Source organism: Microbacterium sp. GQ128 (assembly GCF_059758615.1).
In genome coordinates this window covers 16,956-37,496 of record NZ_JCAXDY010000005.1, presented here as the reverse complement: position 1 = coordinate 37,496, position 20,541 = coordinate 16,956, and the positions used below count along the sequence as shown (strand labels likewise).

Here is a 20,541-nt window from a genome sequence, read left to right as displayed (position 1 = left end):
CGATATCAGCCGTCGTCGGCGGCGGACACCGGGAGAAGTCTCGTGATCGGGATGTCGAGCGCCGTGGCGATGCCGACGAGGTCGACGACCGTGAAGTCGGTCTGCCCCTCCAGCAGCTCTGCGAGCGCTTCCGGCTCGATGCCCGAGAGCTCCGAAAGCCGAGTGAACGACATCCCGGCGTGCACTCGGGCTCCATCCACCGTCGATGCCAACATATGACGCAATCCTGTCCCCATACGCACACGGTAGTACCCCGCACGGACACTCCGCGCCTCCTCGTGCACCATAATGGCGGCATTCTGGAGTCGAGGCGCTGCTATCGTGAGCCGGGTGAAGACAGCTGCCGAGGAATTCAACGACGCCGTGGGGCGTCAGATCCGCGCGGAGATCGCCGCGTCAAGGAGCAGCATCGCGGCGATGGCGCGGACCATCGGCATCGCACGCAGCGCCCTGGACAACTACGTCACCGGCAAGCGCGCCATCCCCGTCCCGGTCGTGTACTCGGTCTGCGACGCTCTCGGTCTCGAGCCCCACGTCCTCTTCGCCCGCGCGGAGGAACGCCTCAGAGCAGACGGCGAGACGACCGCGCGCATCACTCCGATCCGCCCCACCCCCGATGTCGCCGGTCCACGAGAAGATACCCGCGAGGTCGCTTTCGAATCCCGCACGTCGCACGACTCGGACACGGACGACCTCTACGACTAGCCGCGTCGCACGATGCCGGCCGGCACGGTGAGGAGGAGAGCCATGGACGAGCTTCTGCACCTCGCCGAGGCCCAGAGCCTGCGCATCGTCGAGCGCCCCGGTCGCACGCGCGGCGGCTTCGATCCGATGACGCGCACGATCCGCCTCAGCCCGGGCATGAGCGCGCGCACGACGCGCAGCGTGCTCGCGCATGAGCTCGGGCACGCGCGGTTCGGGCACGCCCCGGCTCGCCTGCCCACGGTCCGCGCGCAGCAGGAGCGCCAGGCCGACGAATGGGCCGCGTGTCGGCTGATCACCCCGCAGGCCTACGCCGAGGCGGAAGAGCTCCGCGGGCCTCACCTCGCCAGTCTGGCCTTCGAGTTGGGGGTCACGATCGAGTTGGTGATCGCCTATCAGCAACTGCTGCGCCAGGGCGCCGTACCCGTCGCTGGTTGAATACCGTCATGGCCTTTCTCGTCACCCCCACCCCCGTCACCCTCACCGGCGAACTCGTCGAACTCCGCCCGCTCGATCTCTCGCACGTCGACGGCCTCGTCGACGCGGCGCAGGAGGGCGACCTGTGGAAGACGGCCTGGTACACATCTGTTCCGGCCCCCGACGGCATGGCCGCCGAGGTCGATCGGCGGATCTCGCTCATCGAGAAGGGCGAGATGGTCCCCTTCACCGCCTTCGGTGCCGACGGACGCGTTCTCGGGCTCACCTCGTACTACGACATCGTCGCCGACGTTCCGCGTCTCCACATCGGCTACACCTGGAACCGTCCGTCCGCGCATGGCACCGGCACCAATGCGGAATCCAAGCTCCTCCTGCTCCGGCACGCCTTCGAGACGCTCGGAGTCTTCCGCGTCGGCCTGACCACGCAGTGGGTCAACTTCCAATCGCGCACGGCGATCGAGCGGCTCGGCGCCAAGCAAGACGGAGTGATGCGGGCCATGAGCCGCTACCGCAACGGGGCGCTGCGCGACAGCGTGGAGTACTCGATCATCGAGCCGGAGTGGCCCGCAGTGAAGGCCAACCTCGAGGCGAGGCTCGCCAAACGACGTTGAGCGGCCGGCGTCGCGGAGGCGTCGACCGCGACGGATCACTCGGTGGCGTTGCCCGACCAGTTGTTCGACCGGCGGGTCGCCGAGCCGCCCTGACGGAGCATGAACGCCATCGCCAGCGTGACGAGCAGGAGGCCGCCGCAGAAGGCGAGCGCGTTGAGGGCCGGCAGCCCGAACGAGATGCCCATCAGCAGGATCCCTCCGATGAAGAGGATCATGAAGAAGAGGAAGCTGAGGATCACGGGATCTCCTGTCGTCGGTACCATCTACCAGGATAGCCCCGACACGGAAACCCCCTGTGCACGTTCTTCGTCGTCTGGTCTGCTCGGAGCATGAAGACACCACTGACCGCGGTCGCCGTCTCCTGCACGCTGAAGCCGTCGCCCGCCTCCTCGAGTTCCGACCTCCTCGCGACCCAACTGCTCGACGCACTCGCCGGCCACGGCATCACGGGTGACCTGGTCCGCGCCGTCGACCTGTCGATCAGCCCCGGAGTGCAGAAGGACATGGGTGACGGCGACGAGTGGCCGAGCGTGCGACGACGCATCCTTGACGCCGACATCCTCGTGTTCGCCACTCCCACGTGGATGGGACAGCATTCCAGCGTCGCGCAGCGCGTGCTCGAACGGCTCGACGCCGAGCTCGGCGAGACCGACGCCCGCGGGCGCCCCACCCTCTTCGACAAGGTCGCCATCGCGGGCATCGTCGGCAATGAGGACGGAGCCCACCACATCGCGGCGATCCTCTTCCAGTCGCTGAACGACGTTGGTTTCACCGTCCCGGCCCAGGGCTCGGTCTACTGGAACGGCGAAGCGATGCACACCACCGACTACAAGGATCTCGACGAGACCCCGGAGAAGGTCGCCGCGGCGATCGGGACGGCGGCGCGGAACGCCGCGCACCTCGCCCGGCTGCTCAAGGCGCAGGAGTACCCGGCGGGGTGATGTCGATCACGCCGTGAGGTCGAGCACCCACTCGTTCACGGTCAGCTCTGCGCCGCGGAACTCCTCGGTGAATGCGCCGGCCAGGGCGAAGCCGTTCCGGCGGCAGACGCCGTTGGACGCCGGGTTGTCGACGCCGGGGAATGCCGTCAGGAACCGCCGGTCCCCTCGATGTTCGCGGGCATCGTCGATGACCAGCGCGAGGGCTCTCGAAGCCACCCCGCGCCCCTGCGCCTCGGGCCGGACGAACCAGCCGGTCTCCAGCGCGGGCTCTTCTCGCCAGTCCATGCGCCAGTACCCGATCGAACCGAGCGACGCCCCCGCGTCGTCTTCGATCACGAACATCCTCGCCTCGCCCGACGCCACGAGCCGCAGGTAGCGGGCCTGACGTTCGACGATCTGCTCCTCGGTCTCCGGGCCGTTCAGATGGACCGTCATCGCCGGGGTGTTCGCGGCGTGCAGCAGTTCGAGGTCGTTCTCGGACCAGAGTCGGAGCCGGAGGGATTCCATGCTCGGATGATGGCACGGGCCACCGACGCTCTGCCCGATCGGATCACCGGCGGAAGGTGACGGCCTCGTCCCGGCGCGACTTCTCGAGCGCGAGTCCGGCGAGTTCGAGTCGCCAGTAGACCCGCTTCGGCAACGCGGGAAGCTCGGCGGAGAGACCGCGCGGCGGCTTCGCGAGCCCGGCGACCAGAGACAGATCCGCACCGGCGCCGCGCACCTCGACACGCGCGTACTCGCTCCGGGTCCGCCACCGCAGATACTCCAGGTCGCGGAACGGGATCGTGTGGAGCGCAGTGCCCACTCGGACTCGAAGCTCATCGTTGCCGAAGGCGACGGAGCATGCTTCCGTGCGGCGGCGCAGGATCGCGGTGAACCCCAGGTACACGGGCAGCCCGATGACGATCCCCAGGAGGATGACGGCGATCCTCGGCCCCATCCGCATCGCGATGTCATCGAGCGCGATCAGCGCGACGACGCCGAGAAGCCCGAAGACCACGACGATCGTCACGATCGCCCGGGTGAGGGTGCGCATTCGGAGCTCGATGGCGGGGAAGCAAACGATCGACCCGTCTCCGCTCTCCTCACGTTCCCACTCCGGGGTCACGGGCGGCGGGCGCTTCTTCGCATCCCGCCGCGTGAGCAGATCGGTGACGCGACTGAGGAGGCCGAGCCAGATCCATCCGACTGCGGGGATCGCCGCCATCTGCAGCACCACAGCGACACCGCGAACGGCATCGGGGAACGGGTCGAGCAGGTCTCCCCCGAACTCGATCACCGATACGACGAGCGCGCCCAGGACGACGGCCACGATCACGTGGAAAATCGCACCGTTGCGAGCGGGCTCCATGTCGAAGGTCGCATTCACGAACGCGAAGCCGAAGCACCAGCCACCGACCAGCATGAGCAGGAAGGGGAAGAAGCTCAGGTCGTCGTCGGCGAGCGTGAAGCCGATCGCGGCGAGCAGAAGCACCGCACCCCAGAGGAGCGGGTTGCGCACCAGCTTCCGGGTCACGGTCCTGCGCACGCGGGCGTCGGTGGGGGTGGTCGTGGCGGGGGTGTTCTCCGTCATCGATTTGGACGCTACGGCGCGGGCAGAGCGGCAGTGCGCTCCCGCCAGTAGTCGATCTCGGATTTCGTGGCATGGTGGCTGAGGGGATCGACCTGCCGATCTGCCGCGTCGAGCCAGCTCTCCGCTCCGGCACGATCGCCGTCGATGCAGGCGAGTGCTCCGAGCGCGAGACCCGATTGAGCTGGTCGATTGCGCAGCGACACCGAGTAGTCCGTGTCGCGGAACCGCGGATCCCCGCGGTGGAGCACCGGCGGCAGACCCACCCCGTGCAGCAGCAGCTCGAAGAGAGCGGTGCGGTCGCCGCAGCGCTCCAGGAACGGGACGATGTCCGTGCGCACGCGTTCGGCGAGCAGGTCGAGGACGTCCTCCTCGGCGAACCACCCGGTCTCGGACACGAGCAGGTCGAGTTCGAAGGACTTGACCCGCTTCGGGTCGCGCTGCGGCGCCGGGCCGTCCTCGGGATGCAGCCCTTCGAACAGGACCCCGTACTGAACACTCATGTAGAGGTCACTGGAGTAGAAGTCCACGAGCTCCACACGTGCATCCACCCATCGGCGCCAGGTACGTCCCGACTTGCGGAAGCCGAGTTCGCGCATCGTGCCGTTCACGCGTTCGTCCAGCATGCGGTCGACCTCACCGCGCAGGAGCTTCGGGATGGGACTCGCCTTCGCCCGCACGGCCGCGGCCTTCTCCTTCTTGAGGTCGGCATCGCGCTTCTCGGCGCGTGCGACGGCCTCCGGTCCGAGCGCTGCGCCGATCCGCTTCAGCAGGTCCCGGCGGGAGATGTCTTCGAGGAGCCGTTCCAACTCGGCCAGGTCGCTGTCGGTCCCGCGCTGTGCGAGCGTGTCCACGGCGGCACTGGCCACGCGAAGAGCCAGGGACTCGGTGGAGGGAGGCCGCGTCTCGGCGCCCTGTCGAACCAAGGCTCCCAACACCTCCGAGGGCACCTCCTCCTCGGACATCGATCGCGCGGCGATCACTGTCGCCCGGACCAGGTCTTCGTTCGAGGGCGCGTAGAGATGACCGTCGGCGGCGACCCCGGTCTCCCGCGCCGCACCGACCCACTCCGCGACGAGAAGCCGGGCGGTCGCCGGACGAAGCACCTCCTGCAGCTGCCGCTGCCAGGTCTGGGACGGCGCCTTGTGCCCGAGGAGCGCGAGGTGACGCACCACGGGCTCGACGTCGTCCACCGGATGTGTACGGGCCAGCTGCCGCGCCCGTTCCGCCCACTCGTCGCCGTCGTGGACCGCCGTCAGGTCGAGCACACCCGGCGGGAGGAACGAGGCCAGCAGCCGATTGGCCGTCTTGAGGTCTTTGTCGACGTTCCAGCGCGGCGCGATCCGCCCGTGCATGAGGCCCGCGAGGTGGGTCGCGCAGGCGTCGATCGCCTCGTACAGGGCGGGGCCGACGTGCCCCGCCGCCATCGCCTTCTCCGCACCCCTCAACGCCGGCCCGCAGATGTAGTTCATGCAATCGACCTTCAGCGCCGCCTGCAGGGCGAACACCGCGGTGTCGGAGTCCCAGGGCAGGGTCTTCCGTGGCAGGGAGGTCACGATCTTGTCTTCCGCTGACCGGAACGGCCACCCGTTCACCCGCGCGGGACTGACGTCCATGATCAGCAGCAGGGCCACGAGCTGATCACGCGGTGACAGCTTCTTGACGTCGACCCCGTCGGGCCACTCGTTCATGCCGACGCCGATACGATCCAGAGCCACTTCCATCTCGTGGAGGAGGCTCTCACGTGTCAGAGGCATGTCTCGCGGTGTCGGCTTCGGCTCATACGCATCCCCGAAGTCTAGGGACGGATGCGCGTGTCTCCCAGTCGACGCCGCCGCTAGAGTCGACGCATGTCCGACATTTCGGGGAGCGGCTACACGCACGCTGACCACGCCGAGGTCGAGCGCTGGTGGAGCGTGGGGTACGCCGTCCGCCTCGCGGTCGCGATGGTTCTCGCGGGTGCGGTGGTCGGCGCGATCCTCGGCCCGGTCGGGCTGCTGCTCGCTCAGTTGTCCGTGGCGTGGTCGGGCGGTTCCCTGTCCTATCCCGCGTGGATGTACGGCCAGGCCGCGTTGCTGCAGGCCGCACTCGGCGTGCTGATCGGCAGCAGCGGATCGCTCGCGATGGTGCTGCTGCTTCCGCGCCCCGCGACGAGACGTGCACTGCTCCTCCGCATCGCCGCAGGACCGATGATCGCCGGCGGCCTGCTGATCGTCCTGTCACTGTTCTGGGGCGCGGCCGGTCTGCCCTCGCTGCTGCTCCAGACGGCCTTCGGCTGTGCTGTCTTCGTGTTCGCGGGTGTGCTCGCACGCTCGACGCGGATCGAGTCGATCGTCTCGGAGTGAGTGGTGGGGCCGCTGCCCCGCAGGACGCCTGAGTCCGACCGCTCCGGCACGGGTCAGGTCGAGAGGAGCGGCGGTGTGGTCGGAGTCCCGACCGGCCGCGTCGCACGACTGACCTCCTAGAAGCGGCGCACCGTTCGGCGCGGATCGTTCTCGACATACCGTGCTCGGCAATTGCGGATGCCGATGCGGCCGACTGGTGTCGGGTGTAGGTTGCGGAGATGGAGCCGATCCGCGTGGGCCTCGTGGCCGACCCGGCTTCGCCCACGGCCGTCGCCCGTCGGATGACCGACCTCAGGCCGCCGCTCGCCGCTGAGGCCGACGGCTGGATCGTCGAACTCGTCAGCGAGCCGTTCACCCTCGGGTCTGAAGACGTCGACGTCGCCCTGGAACGACTTCGTGCGCACGCCGACCAGAACCGGTGGGATCTCGTCATCGGCGTCACCGAGCTCCCCGTTCGCGATGATGACGGCCGCTACCTGCTGGCCGCGATCGATCCTCGACGCCTGTCAGCGGTGCTGTCGCTGCCCGCCCTGGGCGGCTTCCGGGTGCAGACTCGCGCCCGCCACGCGGTGCAGGGGCTCGTCGACGGGATGGCCGAACCCGCCTCGCCCGAGGAGCAGCGCCTGCCGCTGCCTCGGCTCAGCGCCCGTGGGCGCGTGCTTCTGGGCATGGTGCTGGCCAACCGTCCGTGGCTGCTCGCCGCCGGGCTCAAGTCCGCACTGGTCGCCGCCCTGGCGACCGGCGCGGTGGCGACGATCGAGCCGACGATATGGTCGCTCGCCATCTCGCTGTCGGGCTGGCGTCTGGCTGCGGCGACGCTGGCTTCCATCGCGATCATCATCGCCTGGATCGTGATCGACGGCAGGCTCTGGGACCGTCCCGACGATGACTCACCGCAGGCGCGGGAGAGATCCCGTCTCTACAACACCTCGACGCTGCTGACTCTGACCATCGGCATCATCATCTGCTATCTGGCGCTGTATGTCGTGAACCTGGCCTGGGCGCTCTTCGTGCTCGACACGACGGTGATGAGCGAAGCCCTCGGCCGAACAGTCGGCGTCGGCGATCTGTTCGTGCTCACCTGGTTCGTCGCATCGGCGGCGACTCTCGGCGGGGCCTTGGGCACGGGCCTGGAATCCGACGACGCGATCCGCGCCGCCACGTACTCGAAGCGCGAGGAAGAGCGGCGCGCCCGCCTGGCCGACGGGCGCGCCTGAGTTCATCTCCGAAGGATCAGAAGTCCCAGTCGTCGTCTTCCGTGGCCTCGGCCTTGCCGATGACGTACGACGAGCCCGACCCCGAGAAGAAGTCGTGGTTCTCGTCGGCGTTCGGCGAGAGCGCCGACAGGATCGCCGGGTTCACGTTCGTGACACTGGAGGGGAACATCGCCTCGTAGCCCAGGTTCATGAGGGCCTTGTTGGCGTTGTAGTGCAGGAACTTCTTGACGTCTTCGGTCAGACCGACGCCGTCGTAGAGGTCCTGCGTGTACTGCACCTCGTTGTCGTAGAGCTCGTACATCAGCGAGAACGTGTAGTCCTTGAGCTCGTCGCGACGCTCCTGGGTCTCGTTCTCGAGGCCCTTCTGGAACTTGTAGCCGATGTAGTAGCCGTGCACGGCCTCGTCACGGATGATGAGGCGGATCAGGTCGGCCGTGTTCGTCAGCTTCGCCTTCGAGGACCAGTAGATCGGCAGGTAGAACCCCGAGTAGAAGAGGAACGACTCCAGCAGGGTGGAGGCCACCTTGCGCTTGAGCGGGTCGTCTCCCTGGTAGTAGTCCATGATGATCTGAGCCTTCTTCTGAAGGTTCGGATTCTCGGTCGACCACCGGAAGGCCTCGTCGATCTCCTTCGTCGACGCGAGCGTCGAGAAGATCGAGGAGTAGCTCTTCGCGTGCACCGACTCCATGAACGCGATGTTCGTGTACACGGCCTCTTCGTGAGGCGTGATCGCGTCGGGGATCAGCGACACCGCACCCACGGTGCCCTGGATCGTGTCGAGCAGGGTGAGACCGGTGAACACCCGCATGGTGAGCAGCTGCTCGTCGGGGGTGAGCGTGTTCCACGACTGCACGTCGTTGGACAGCGGCACCTTCTCCGGCAGCCAGAAGTTGTTCACCAGACGGTTCCAGACCTCGAGGTCCTTGTCGTCCTGGATGCGGTTCCAGTTGATCGCCTGCACGCTGGAGACCAGCTTGAGTCTTTCAGGAGTCATTTTCTTCGTCGTCTCTCGGGGTTCAGCTGTGTTCGCGGGTCAACGGGTCAGAGCATGCACGAGACGCACTCGGCCATGTCGGTGCCCTCGAGCGCCAGCTGACGCAGGCGGATGTAGTAGATCGTCTTGATGCCCTTGCGCCATGCGTAGATCTGCGCCTTGTTGATGTCACGCGTGGTGGCGGTGTCCTTGAAGAACAGCGTCAGCGACAGGCCCTGGTCGACGTGCTGCGTGGCGGCCGCGTACGTGTCGATGACCTTCTCGTAGCCGATCTCGTATGCGTCCTGGTAGTACTCCAGGTTGTCGTTCGTCATGAACGCCGCCGGGTAGTAGACGCGACCGAGCTTGCCTTCCTTGCGGATCTCGATCTTCGACGCGATCGGGTGGATCGACGACGTGGAGTTGTTGATGTACGAGATCGAGCCGGTCGGCGGGACTGCCTGCAGGTTCTGGTTGTAGATGCCGTGCTTCTGGATCGACGCCTTCAGCTCGGCCCAGTCGTCCTGCGTCGGGATGTGCTTGCCGGCGAAGAGCTCCTTGACCTTCTCGGTCGCGGGGACCCACGCCTGGTCGATGTACTTGTCGAAGAACTCCCCCGACGCGTACTTCGAGTCCTCGAACCCGTCGAACGTGGTGCCGCGCTCGATGGCGAGGTTGTTCGACGCACGCAGCGCGTGGAACAGCACCGTGTAGAAGTAGATGTTCGTGAAGTCGATGCCCTCTTCCGAGCCGTAGTACACGTGCTCGCGAGCGAGGTAGCCGTGCAGGTTCATCTGGCCGAGGCCGATGGCGTGCGAGCGGTCGTTGCCGTCCTCGATCGAGCGCACAGAGCCGATGTGGCTCTGGTCGCTGACCGCGGTGAGGGCGCGGATGGCCGTCTCGACGGTCTGGCCGAGGTCGTCGGCATCCATCGACAGCGCGATGTTCATCGAGCCGAGGTTGCAGGAGATGTCCTTGCCGATGTTGTCGTACGACAGGTCGTCGTTGTACGTGGTCGGCGTGTTCACCTGCAGGATCTCGCTGCAGAGGTTGGACATGTTGATCCGACCCTTGATCGGGTTGGCCTTGTTCACCGTGTCTTCGAACATGACGTACGGGTAGCCGGACTCGAACTGGATCTCGGCAACGGTCTGGAAGAACTCGCGCGCGTTGATCTTGGTCTTCTTGATGCGCGGGTCGTCGACCATCTCGCGGTACTTCTCGGTGACCGAGATGTCGCCGAACGGCACGCCGTAGACCTTCTCTACGTCGTACGGCGAGAACAGGTACATGTCCTCGTCGTTCTTGGCGAGCTCGAACGTGATGTCGGGAACGACGACACCGAGCGACAGCGTCTTGATGCGGATCTTCTCGTCGGCGTTCTCACGCTTGGTGTCGAGGAAGCGCATGATGTCGGGGTGGTGGGCGTTGAGGTACACCGCGCCCGCACCCTGACGGGCACCGAGCTGGTTGGCGTAGCTGAAGCTGTCTTCGAGGAGCTTCATCACGGGGATGATGCCCGAGGACTGGTTCTCGATCTGCTTGATCGGCGCACCCGACTCGCGGATGTTCGAGAGCAGCAGGGCCACGCCGCCGCCGCGCTTGGAGAGCTGCAGCGCGGAGTTGATGCCGCGGGCGATCGACTCCATGTTGTCTTCGATGCGCAGCAGGAAGCAGCTGACGAGCTCGCCGCGCTGTGCCTTGCCGGCGTTGAGGAAGGTCGGGGTGGCCGGCTGGAAGCGGCCGGAGATGATCTCCTCGACGAGGGCGACGGCGAGCTTCTCGTCACCGTCGGCGAGACCGAGGGCGGTCATGACGACGCGGTCCTCGAAGCGCTCGAGGTAGCGCTTGCCGTCGAAGGTCTTCAGCGTGTAGCTCGTGTAGTACTTGAACGCCCCGAGGAACGTCTCGAAGCGGAACTTCTTGCCGTAGGCGAGGTCGTTGAGCTTCTGGATGAACTCCATCGAGTACTTCTCGATGACGGCGCCCTCGTAGTACTCCTTCTCCACGAGGTAGTCCAGACGCTCCTTGAGCGAGTGGAAGAACACCGTGTTCTGGTTCACGTGCTGCAGGAAGTACTCCCGCGCGGCGCGCTTGTCGGCGTCGAACTGGATCTTCCCGTTCGCGTCGTACAGGTTGAGCATCGCGTTGAGGGCGTGATAGTCGAGCCCCTCGTAAGAGGGGTTCGCCTTGAATGCCACTGTCTCGGTCACTGAAGCTGCCACCGTCGTTCCAATCCGTCGCTCACGCGATCCACATCGTCTTGTGTGCCGAAGATCTCGAGCCGATACAAGTGAGGCACGTGGCACTTGCGGCTGATGATGTCACCGGCGAGGCAGAACGCATCGCCGAAGTTGGTGTTGCCCGCGGAGATCACTCCGCGGATGTGGCGCCGGTTGCGCTCGTCGTTGAGAAACCGGATCACCTGTTTGGGGACGGCGCCCTTCTCGACGCCGCGCCCCGCACCCCCGCCGTAGGTGGGGGTGACCAGCACGAAAGGCTCGTCGATGACGAGGTCTTCTTCGTGGCGGTGGAGGGGGATGCGTCGGGACGGGAATCCGAGTTTCTCGATGAAGCGCGCAGTGTTACCCGACACGCTCGAGAAGTAGATCAGGAGCGGCGCTGCGGTCGCGACGGCGCTCATGGGGCGTCACGCCAGACGGGAGGCGAGCTCGTCGATCTTGTCGGGACGGAAGCCCGACCAGTGGCCCTCGTCGGTGACGACGACGGGTGCCTGCAGGTAGCCGAGCGCCTTGACCTGCTCGAGCGCCGTCGGGTCCTCGGAAAGGTCGAGGATCTCGTACTCGATGCCCTTGGCATCGAGGGCGCGGTAGGTGGCGTTGCACTGAACGCAGGAAGGCTTTGTGTAGACCGTGATCGACATCTTTTCGTAACCCCTCAAATCTCTGGCCTGCTGCTAATCAGGCGTTTTCCCGGTAGACCCCCTGCCGGGACTTCAATACTACATATGGGGACCGACATTGGGGGCGACCACAAGGGGTAGTAGTTACATCCGTGTAGTTATCCACCGTTCTCTACAGATACAACACAGGTTCTCCACCGTTTCTTCCACAGGCCGAGACCCCTTCGCGTGGCTCACGAACCCCGAGAAATCGCGGCTGGGAAGCCCCTGTGAGCGATCCATCCACAGGGGGCACGCTACGACGCCCCTCGGACATTTCGTTTCCTGTGGAATCGGACCTTCGGCGTGTCGCGGGCGTGTCGTCACACCCCGTCTTCCACGACCACCCTCGAGGCCCGGTACCGTTGTCTGGTGGCGGGATATCGGGACCTTCTTCGCACGCCCGGAGTGGCGCGCATGATCGCGGCTCAGCTGACCGCGCGCTTCCCCAACGGGATGATGTCCCTCGCGATCCTGCTGCACGTCGAGCAGCAGACCGGGTCGTACGGCTCCGCCGGCCTCGTCCTCGCCGCGACCAGCGTCGGGCAGGCCGTCGCCGGCCCGATCACGAGCCGGTGGATGGGCGTCTGGGGCATGCGGCGGGTGCTCACCCTCACCCTCTCGGTCTGCGTCGTCGCCGTGCTCGGACTCGCGCTGCTTCCGCTCGACGTGCCCGGCTACATGCTGCTCGGCATGGTCGCGGGGCTCTCCACTCCCCCCGTGCAGGCCGCCGTCCGCACGATCTACCCCAAGCTCGTCAACTCCTCGAACCTGACGCCACTGTTCTCCCTCGACGCCTCGCTGCAGGAGATCATCTGGGTGCTGGCGCCGGTCGTCATCACCCTGGTCTCCACCCAGATCGGCACGCCGGAGGGCCTGCTGCTGGTGGCGATCATCCTCGTCGGCGGCGGCGCCTGGTTCATCCTCTCCCCCGAGGTCGGCCGGGTGCGCATCCCGCGCAGCCGCAATGCGCTCGGCAAGGTGGTCCTCAAACCGCCCGTGCTGCTGGCGACGGTGATCGGCTTCCTGCTGATCGGGGCCTGTTCCGCGGTGGAGGTGGGCGTCGTCGCGACCTTCGAGCACGGCAGCCTCGCGGCCGGACTCGTGCTTGCCGTGTTCTCGGCGGGGAGCCTGGCCGGCGGCCTGGCGTTCGGCCACATCCCGATCGGGCCGTGGGCCATGGCACGCCGCCTGCTGATCGTCACGATCGGCCTCGGCCTCACGATGGTCATGCTCAACGTGTTCTGGCTGGGCGGCACCCTCATCCTCGCCGGCATCGGCATCGCCCCCGCCCTCGCCGTGCTCTTCGCCATCACCTCGGCCAGCGTGAAGTTCAGCGAGACCGCTGAAGCCTTCGGCTGGGCCGGCACCGGGCAGCTCATCGGCGCGGCGGCAGGATCCGCCGTCGCCGGTTTCCTCGTCGACGTCAGCGACTGGCGCGGCGCCTACCTCGCCGCCACGATCTTCGCCGCGGTCGGTCTGCTCGTCTCCATCGTCTTCGTCCGTTCCTTCCCCGACCTGCGTCATCGCGACGCGAGCCCGCATCCCGACACCGAACCCCTGGCGGTCACCCCCTCATGAGCTCCACCTCCACCCCCGTCTCCGCACCCGAGATCGTCTGCATCGGCGAGACCATGGCGCTGATCACACCGAGCGACGCCGCACTCGCGACAGCCGGTCACGCGACGATCGGCATCGCCGGCGCCGAGTCGAACGTCTCCGCCGGGGTCGCAGCGACCGGGCACCGCGTGGCCTGGGCCTCCCGCCTCGGCGCCGATCCGCTCGGCGACCGCATCGCGTCGGAGCTCGAGCGACGCGGCGTGGAACTGTGGGTCGAGCGCGACGGCGCCACCCCCACCGGCGTGATGTTCAAGGATCCGGGCGTCGAGTCCTCCTCCGTCTACTACTACCGCCGAGGCTCCGCCGCCTCGCACATGGAGGCGGGGTTCCTGCCGACAGAGCGGCTCGAGGGCGTACGCATCGTGCACACCACCGGGATCACGCCCGCGCTCTCCGCATCCTGCCGCGAGATGGTGGACCGTCTCTTCGTCGACGCACGCACGGCCGGTGCACTCGTGTCCTTCGACGTGAACGACCGCCGCCCGCTGTGGAGCCGGGAGGACGCGGCCGAGACCCTCGCACGACTGGCCGACGCCGCCGACATCACCTTCGTCGGACGCGACGAGGCCGAACGCATCTGGGGAACCGTGACCCCGGCGGAGATCCGCGCCTTCCTGCCGAACTGCGCACTCCTCATCGTCAAGGACGGCGACGTCGGCGCGACCGCGTTCGACGGCGATGCCGAGCCGGTGTTCGTCCCCGCGCCCGTGGTCGACGTGGTCGAGCCGGTCGGCGCCGGCGATGCTTTCGCCTCCGGCTTCCTGGCGGCGACCCTCGACGGCGCCGACCTCGCCGCACGCCTCTCCGCGGGTCACGCCGCGGCCGAGAGGGTGCTGCTGATCGCGGCCGACCTGCCGGCGCTGCCGCCGCTCGACTGACGCGCGGGATCACGTTCGGGGAAGCACTCCCCCTTTCACTGAACGCACGTTCAGAGATCGCCGAGCGGCGTCAAGCGACCGCTCGATGAACGCTCGTCGCCTTTCGATGAACGACGGATGACGCCTCACGGGAACCGCCGTTTCGCTGCGCCCCGCGCTAGTAGCTTCGCGAATGGCGCCTCCTCCACCCTGTTGCAGCGCGCCATCACCCCTCTCGAATCCCGACGAAAGGTGCTGCCTGCGATGGCGCGCTTGCCACGATCCCTGACCCTGCGGCGCACTGCCGCGTTCACCGCGGGCGGCCTCGCCGCCGCTGTCGGCCTCTCGTTCCTCGGAGGCGGCGTCGCCGTCGCCGCGGGAGGTCTCAACCCGCCCGCCGTCGCCCCCGCGACGGTGTTCGTCCCCTCGGCCGTGCCGGATCGCGTGATCCTCACCCCGACCGCGACCCCCGAGACGAGCCAGAGCATCAGCTGGCGCACCTCCTCGGACATCACGTCGCCGCAGGTGCAGCTCGCCCCGCTCACCGCGACCCCCGTCGACGTGGCCGCCGCCCGCACGATCACCGCCACCACCACCGGATTCGAGTCGAACTTCGGTTACGAGATCGCCCACCACTCGGCGACGGTGGATCAGCTGAAGGCCGCGACGACGTATCTGTACCGGGTGGGCGACGGCACCACCTGGAGCGAGTGGCTCGAGTTCACCACGGCGAGCGACAAGCCGGGCAACTTCAGCTTCCTCGTGCAGGGCGACGCACAGAACGACAACAAGGCGTTCACCTCCCGCGCCCTCCGCGCCGCGTTCGAGGCCCGCCCGTACGCACGCACGGTCGTGCACGCCGGTGACCTGATCGACACCGAAACCTCGGATGCCGAATGGGGCGAGTGGCATGAGGCCGCCGCGTTCTCGAACCAGTACCTCAACGTGATCGCCGCCACCGGCAACCACGAGTACTACCCGGGCCCGGAGCTGTCGAAGCACTGGGACGCGCAGTTCGAGTATCCGTCCAACGGCCCGGAGGGCGCCGACCTCGGCGAGACCGTCTACTCCGTCGACTACCAGGGCGTGCGCTTCATCACCCTCAACAGCACGCAGGCGTTCGACCCCGCGAGCCTGTCGACGCAGACGAAGTGGCTCGAGGCCCAGCTCGCCGAGAACCCGAACACCTGGACCGTCGTGGCCTTCCACCACCCGGTCTTCTCGGTGACGTCCGGCCGCGACAACGCGGTGCTGCGCGACGCCTGGATGCCGCTGTTCGAGAAGTACGGCGTCGACCTCGTCGTCCAGGGCCACGACCACGCCTACGGTCGCGGCAACCTGATCGCCAACGAGAAGAACCTGCCCGCGGGTGCCGACCCGAAGAAGAGCCACACCGGACCGGTGTACCTCGTCTCCGTCGCGGGACCGAAGATGTACGTCCCCGACCCTGCGGAGGACAACAACTGGACGGCCAACGACGCGAACCTCCGTGTCACCGGGCGTGACGTGCAGCTGTTCCAGACGGTCGACGTCACCGACGACGAGTTCCACGTCGAGGCACGAACCGTCGACGGCGCCCTGTTCGACTCCTTCACGATCGAGATGGCGAAAGACGGCAGCAAGCTCGTGAGCGACGACACGGCGTGGGCGGCAGGCCCCGGCTCGACGCGCGACGGTCTGCCGGGAGCCGTCGACCCGGTCGACCCCGTGGACCCCGTCGACCCGGTGGATCCCGTCGACCCGGTGGACCCCGTGGACCCGGATGGCGTCTCGATCACCCTCTCCACCGCGCAGGTCGCTCCCGGCGAGGAGATCGAGCTGCAGGCGAAGGGCCTCGAGCCCGGCGAACGCGCCTCGATCGAGCTGCACTCGACACCGGTGCAGCTGGCCGTCGCCTCGAGCGACGACGACGGTGCGCTGGCCGCGACCGTACGCATCCCCGCCGACACCGCACCCGGCGAGCACGAGATCGTCGTGACCGGCCTGGGCTCCGACGCCACCGGACGCATCGCGATCATCGTGACGCAGCCGTCGGACGGCGGCGGCTCCCTCGCTGCGACCGGGTGGGCCGGAGGCGGCCTCGCCCTGATCGGCATCCTCATCACCGCGGCCGGCGCCGCCGTGATCCTCCGCACCCGTTCCCGCTCCCGCTCCGCCGCGTGACCGGCACCTTCCTCACTCCCGAAAGGCATTGATCTCGATGACCACCCCCTTCACGCGGCGCCGCACCCCGTGGCGACTCGCCGCCTGCGCCCTCGCGGGAGCCGTGCTCCTGTCGGGCGGCGTCCTCACCGCCCCTGCGCCCAGTGCGCAGGCGGCGGAGGACACCCCTTCCCGCTGGGAGCCCTCCGCGATCCCCGACCGGATCGTCCTCACTCCCGCCGCCGACGCCACCACGCAGCAGAGCGTGACCTGGCGCACATCGGCGACCACCGACCGCGGACTGGTGCAGTACCGCACCATGACGCCCGCCCCCTACCCGGGTGGCGTGCTCGAAGCGGAAGCCGCCCACACCGAGGTCACCACCGATATCGGCTACACCCAGAACATGCACACCGCCACCATCACGGGCCTGCAGCCCGGTGTCGAGTACATGTACCGCGTGGGCGACGGGACGAACTTCTCCGAATGGCAGGACTTCGCCACGGCCAGCGCGACCGATAAGACGACCTCGTTCATCTTCCTCGGCGACATCCAGAACGGCATCCTCAGCGACGGCTCGCGCGTGCTGCGCAATGCCTTCCGCGACCGGCCGAACGCAGATGCAGTGGTGCAGATCGGCGACCTCGTGAACGACGCGAACTCGGACGAGCAGTGGGGTGAGCTGTTCGACGCCTTCTCCTACTCTCTGGGCACGCAGAACCTCATCACGACGCCGGGCAATCACGAGTACGACGGTGGCCTGTCCCGCACCTGGCGCGCACAGCTCCCCTACCCGGACAACGGTCCGAGCGGCGAGGGCGACATCTACGACGAGCTCGCCGGCACGGTGTACTACACCGACCGCGAAGGCGTGCGCTTCATCTCCCTCAACAGCAACATCTCGTCCGAGGAGGGCCTGCGCGTCCAGGCCGAATGGCTCGAAGGGGTGCTCGCCGACAACGCGAACGAGTGGACCGTCGTGCTGTTCCACCACCCCGTGTACTCCCTCGACGAGGGCCGCAACAATCTCGGCATCCGCACCGTCTGGGGCTCCCTCCTGGAGAAGTACAACGTCGACCTGGTGCTCCAGGGGCACGACCACGCCTACGGCCGCGGCAACACCCTCGCCGCGGAGCAGAACCTCCCGGCGGGTGCCGACCCCAAGAAGAGCGCGACCGGACCGGTCTACGTCGGTTCGAGCGCGAGCGTGAAGCTGTACGAGTACGGCCCGCGCCTGTGGAAGGAGAACGGCGCGCACCTGCGTCGGCTCGACGGCGGCAAGCAGTTCTACCAGCTCGTCGACGTCACCGAGGGCACGCTCCGGTACGAATCGCGCACGGCCGACGGCAAGTTCTTCGACGGTGTGACCATCAAGAAGGACGACAAGGGCAAGCTCGTCACCGACGGGGTCGACCCGCAGGAGATCCCGACGGGTCCCGTGCAGCCGTGCCTCGGCTGCGGCGGCAACCCGGACCCGGGTGAGGTCACGCCCGACGTGCCGACCGGCGAGGTCGACTACGAGGTCACCGGACAGCTCGCGTCGGTGGACCGTTCGAAGGCGAGCCTGCCCGCGGGCATGGCGTACTCCGAGTCACGGGACCTGCTGTATCTCGGCGACCAGAACGGTCGGAAGATCTTCGAGATCGACCCGGACACCGACAAGGTCCTGGGCGAGATGACACTGCCGGAGAACATCCGCGACATCGGCATCGACGACGAGAAGAACCTGCTCTACGTCGGACAGCAGAACCGCAACTGGCTCGTCGTGTCCATCGGCATCGACACCTTCGGACAAGTCGTCCGAGGACCCTTCCCCACGATCGAGTCCAACCGCTCGATCGACGTCGACCCGAAACTCGGACACGTCTACGTCGCCGTCCCCTCCCGCGGCATCGAAGTCCTCGACGCCGAGACCGGGGCCTCCCTCGGAGTCATCAACGGCACCGCAGACGCCTACTACGTCGCCGCCGACCCCACCACCGGCACCGTCGTCAGCACCAAGTTCCACGACCTCACGAATGTCGTGAACGTCGAGGCCTTCGATGCCGACAACGGCTTCAAGAAACTGTGGTCCAAGGCGACTCGCGCGAACCCGCGTCAGCTCGACATCGACTCCACCAACGGCCTGCTGTACGTCGGCTACACCGGTACGGGCAAGGGCGCGGGCGGATTCTCGGTGCACGACCTCACTACCGGGAAGGCGCTCGGCGACTTCGCCGATCCGAAGTACGGGAAGGACGGCTACGGCATCACGGTCGACGAGGAGCACCAGCGCGTGTTCGTCTCCAACCGCGACTTCCGCCTCAACCCGCCCGGAGAGGAACTCACCTCCGCAGCCGTCACCGTCAGCGAACGGGTGCTCCCGGAGACCCTGAGCTACGAATCGGCGGGGCACCTGGCATCGGTGGATCGTTCGAAGGCGAGCCTGCCCGCGGGCATGGCCTATTCCGAATCGCGCGACCTGCTGTATCTGGGCGACCAGAACAGTCGGAAGATCTTCGAGATCGACCCCGACACCGACAAGGTCCTCGGCGAGATGACACTGCCGGAGAACATCCGCGACATCGGCATCGACGACGAGAAGAACCTCCTCTACGTCGGACAGCAGAACCGCAACTGGCTCGTCGTGTCCATCGCCCCCGACACCTTCGGACAAGTCGTCCGAGGACCCTTCCCCACGATCGAGTCCAACCGCTCGATCGACGTCGACCCGAAACTCGGACACGTCTACGTCGCCGTCCCCTCCCGCGGCATCGAAGTCCTCGACGCCGAGACCGGGGCCTCCCTCGGAGTCATCAACGGCACCGCAGACGCCTACTACGTCGCCGCCGACCCCACCACCGGCACCGTCGTCAGCACCAAGTTCCACGACCTCACGGACGTGATCAACCTGGAGGCCTTCGACGCATCGAACGGGTTCGCGAAGCTGTGGGAGCGCACGAGCAGGGCCAACCCCCGTCAGGTCGACATCGACTCGACGAACGGCCTGCTCTACGTCGGCTACACCGGGACGACGGCCGATCGCGGCGGGTTCTCCGTGCACGACCTCGCGACAGGCGCACTGCTCGGCGACTTCGCGGGACCGAAGTACGGCAAGGACGGCTACGGCATCACGGTCGACGAGGAGCACCAGCGCGTGTTCGTCTCCAACCGCGACTTCCGCCTCAACCCGCCAGGCGAGGAACTCACCTCCGCAGCCGTCACCGTCAGCGTCCGCAAGGTCGACCCCACGGATCCGACCGATCCCACGGATCCGACCGATCCCACGGATCCGACCGATCCGACGGACCCGACGGACCCGACGGACCCGACCGATCCGACGGACCCGACGGACCCGGAGACCCCGGTGTTCACGGCCCGCTCGCTGTCGGTGATCCCCTCGGCGACCGACGTCCCCGAGTCGGATGATCGGCCGGTCGGGTCAGTCGTCGACAGTCGCACCGGCAACCTCTTCGTCGGCAACGAGATGCGCCCGGCGCGCGTCTGGGAGATCGACCCGGAGACGGATGCCATCGTGCGCACGCTCGACGTGCCGGCTCCGACCGCGGCAGACGAAGGTGTGCGAGACGTCGCGCTCGACGAGTCGACGGGCGAGCTGTACGTCGCCTATTCGAACCAGTGGCTCGTGATGGATGCCGCCAGCGGCGACCTGAAGCGCGGGCCGTACGCGTTCACGGCGAACGTCCGCGGCATCGACGTCGACCCCGAGACGGGGCTGGTGTTCGGAGCGACGCGCGGGTCGGGCGTCGAGATCATGGATGCCGCCACGGGCGCGCCGATCACCGTCACACCCGCGGGCGAGTCGGCCTGGCGTTCGCACGGGGTCGCCTGGGACGGGGTCAACGACCGTCTGTACGTCAGCACGGCCGACGCGGAGGGATCGGTGGACGGTGTGCGGGTGTTCGCCGGTGGAACCTGGGAGCTCGTCGGGACCATCCCGATGGCGAACGCCGACCTGCGATCGCTGGCCGTCGACACCACAGCCGGACGACTCATCGCCGGGCACCAGTCGGCGACCTTCGATGCGAGCGGGGTGTCGGTCTACTCGACGGCGGACCTCTCGCTGGTCGCCCGTCTGAGCGCCCATGCATACGGCAACAAGGTCTACGGCGTCTCGGTGAACCCCACCGACGGCGAGATCTACGTGTCGGCGCGTGACCGGTTCCCCTCGGGACTGATCGCGATCAGCACCGACTGACCGGACCGGCAGGCCGGCAGAGGGG

General features: G+C 67.4%; 19 protein-coding genes. 10 read left to right on the top strand and 9 right to left on the bottom strand.

Annotated features, from left to right (window positions below; genetic code table 11):
* Positions 1-5 precede the first annotated feature (5 nt).
* Positions 6-200: a helix-turn-helix domain-containing protein gene (locus AC6CHX_RS16045; protein ID WP_498273627.1), complete on the bottom strand. Its 195-nt coding sequence runs from the start codon at positions 198-200 to the stop codon at positions 6-8.
* A 130-nt stretch (positions 201-330) separates the two neighbouring features.
* On the opposite strand from AC6CHX_RS16045, the gene AC6CHX_RS16040 reads away from it, so the two are divergent.
* The 3 genes from AC6CHX_RS16040 to AC6CHX_RS16030 are packed head-to-tail and all read left to right on the top strand — an operon-like array spanning position 331 to position 1,751.
* Complete coding sequence (locus AC6CHX_RS16040) at positions 331-705, top strand: helix-turn-helix domain-containing protein (RefSeq protein ID WP_498273626.1); 375 nt, start codon at positions 331-333, stop codon at positions 703-705.
* Positions 706-747: 42 nt separating this feature from the next.
* Positions 748-1,140 carry an ImmA/IrrE family metallo-endopeptidase gene (locus AC6CHX_RS16035; protein ID WP_498273625.1) on the top strand — a complete coding sequence of 131 codons (393 nt, stop codon included), beginning with the start codon at positions 748-750 and terminating at the stop codon, positions 1,138-1,140.
* Positions 1,141-1,148: 8 nt separating this feature from the next.
* On the top strand, positions 1,149-1,751 hold the full coding sequence (locus AC6CHX_RS16030; protein WP_498273624.1) for a GNAT family N-acetyltransferase: 603 nt from the start codon (positions 1,149-1,151) through the stop codon (positions 1,749-1,751).
* A gap of 35 nt (positions 1,752-1,786) precedes the next feature.
* On the opposite strand, the gene AC6CHX_RS16025 is transcribed toward AC6CHX_RS16030, so the two are convergent.
* The gene (locus AC6CHX_RS16025) at positions 1,787-1,990 is read right to left on the bottom strand and encodes a hypothetical protein (protein ID WP_136041432.1); all 204 of its coding nucleotides are present in this window, start codon (positions 1,988-1,990) and stop codon (positions 1,787-1,789) included.
* 90 nt (positions 1,991-2,080) lie between these two features.
* On the opposite strand from AC6CHX_RS16025, the gene AC6CHX_RS16020 reads away from it, so the two are divergent.
* The gene (locus AC6CHX_RS16020; RefSeq protein WP_498273623.1) at positions 2,081-2,692 is read left to right on the top strand and encodes a flavodoxin family protein; all 612 of its coding nucleotides are present in this window, start codon (positions 2,081-2,083) and stop codon (positions 2,690-2,692) included.
* A 6-nt stretch (positions 2,693-2,698) separates the two neighbouring features.
* On the opposite strand, the gene AC6CHX_RS16015 is transcribed toward AC6CHX_RS16020, so the two are convergent.
* Genes AC6CHX_RS16015 through AC6CHX_RS16005 form a run of 3 tightly spaced genes read right to left on the bottom strand, consistent with a single transcriptional unit; the run spans position 2,699 to position 5,980 of the window.
* Positions 2,699-3,199, bottom strand: coding sequence for a GNAT family N-acetyltransferase (locus AC6CHX_RS16015; protein WP_498273622.1), 501 nt, complete (start codon positions 3,197-3,199; stop codon positions 2,699-2,701).
* 43 nt (positions 3,200-3,242) lie between these two features.
* Positions 3,243-4,265, bottom strand: a complete 1,023-nt coding sequence (locus tag AC6CHX_RS16010; RefSeq protein WP_498273621.1) for a hypothetical protein — start codon at positions 4,263-4,265, stop codon at positions 3,243-3,245.
* An 11-nt stretch (positions 4,266-4,276) separates the two neighbouring features.
* Complete coding sequence (locus tag AC6CHX_RS16005; protein WP_498273620.1) at positions 4,277-5,980, bottom strand: hypothetical protein; 1,704 nt, start codon at positions 5,978-5,980, stop codon at positions 4,277-4,279.
* Positions 5,981-6,112: 132 nt separating this feature from the next.
* Between AC6CHX_RS16005 and AC6CHX_RS16000 the strand changes: the two genes are divergently transcribed.
* Together AC6CHX_RS16000 and AC6CHX_RS15995 are read left to right on the top strand one after the other, a co-directional pair.
* Positions 6,113-6,607, top strand: coding sequence for a hypothetical protein (locus tag AC6CHX_RS16000; RefSeq protein WP_498273619.1), 495 nt, complete (start codon positions 6,113-6,115; stop codon positions 6,605-6,607).
* 218 nt (positions 6,608-6,825) lie between these two features.
* On the top strand, positions 6,826-7,824 hold the full coding sequence (locus AC6CHX_RS15995) for a hypothetical protein (protein WP_498273618.1): 999 nt from the start codon (positions 6,826-6,828) through the stop codon (positions 7,822-7,824).
* A 16-nt stretch (positions 7,825-7,840) separates the two neighbouring features.
* On the opposite strand, the gene nrdF is transcribed toward AC6CHX_RS15995, so the two are convergent.
* The 4 genes from nrdF to nrdH are packed head-to-tail and all read right to left on the bottom strand — an operon-like array spanning position 7,841 to position 11,681.
* Positions 7,841-8,818 (bottom strand): class 1b ribonucleoside-diphosphate reductase subunit beta, encoded by a 978-nt coding sequence (gene nrdF / locus AC6CHX_RS15990; protein WP_017828866.1) that lies wholly within the window; start codon positions 8,816-8,818, stop codon positions 7,841-7,843.
* 47 nt (positions 8,819-8,865) lie between these two features.
* On the bottom strand, positions 8,866-11,010 hold the full coding sequence (nrdE, locus tag AC6CHX_RS15985) for a class 1b ribonucleoside-diphosphate reductase subunit alpha (protein WP_021199955.1): 2,145 nt from the start codon (positions 11,008-11,010) through the stop codon (positions 8,866-8,868).
* Positions 11,007-11,441, bottom strand: coding sequence for a class Ib ribonucleoside-diphosphate reductase assembly flavoprotein NrdI (nrdI, locus tag AC6CHX_RS15980; RefSeq protein ID WP_498273617.1), 435 nt, complete (start codon positions 11,439-11,441; stop codon positions 11,007-11,009). The genes nrdE and nrdI overlap by 4 nt, the downstream gene beginning before the upstream one ends.
* A 6-nt stretch (positions 11,442-11,447) precedes the next feature.
* Positions 11,448-11,681 carry a glutaredoxin-like protein NrdH gene (nrdH, locus tag AC6CHX_RS15975; protein ID WP_028503264.1) on the bottom strand — a complete coding sequence of 78 codons (234 nt, stop codon included), beginning with the start codon at positions 11,679-11,681 and terminating at the stop codon, positions 11,448-11,450.
* Between the two features lie 390 nt (positions 11,682-12,071).
* Between nrdH and AC6CHX_RS15970 the strand changes: the two genes are divergently transcribed.
* From AC6CHX_RS15970 to AC6CHX_RS15955, 4 genes are all read left to right on the top strand, one after another.
* Positions 12,072-13,280: an MFS transporter gene (locus tag AC6CHX_RS15970; RefSeq protein ID WP_376107326.1), complete on the top strand. Its 1,209-nt coding sequence runs from the start codon at positions 12,072-12,074 to the stop codon at positions 13,278-13,280.
* Positions 13,277-14,197, top strand: a complete 921-nt coding sequence (locus AC6CHX_RS15965) for a sugar kinase (protein ID WP_498273616.1) — start codon at positions 13,277-13,279, stop codon at positions 14,195-14,197. Before AC6CHX_RS15970 ends, AC6CHX_RS15965 begins: the two co-directional genes overlap by 4 nt.
* Positions 14,198-14,449: 252 nt before the next feature.
* On the top strand, positions 14,450-16,339 hold the full coding sequence (locus tag AC6CHX_RS15960; RefSeq protein WP_498273615.1) for a fibronectin type III domain-containing protein: 1,890 nt from the start codon (positions 14,450-14,452) through the stop codon (positions 16,337-16,339).
* A gap of 37 nt (positions 16,340-16,376) precedes the next feature.
* Positions 16,377-20,516 carry a metallophosphoesterase gene (locus tag AC6CHX_RS15955; protein WP_498273614.1) on the top strand — a complete coding sequence of 1,380 codons (4,140 nt, stop codon included), beginning with the start codon at positions 16,377-16,379 and terminating at the stop codon, positions 20,514-20,516.
* Positions 20,517-20,541 lie beyond the last annotated feature (25 nt).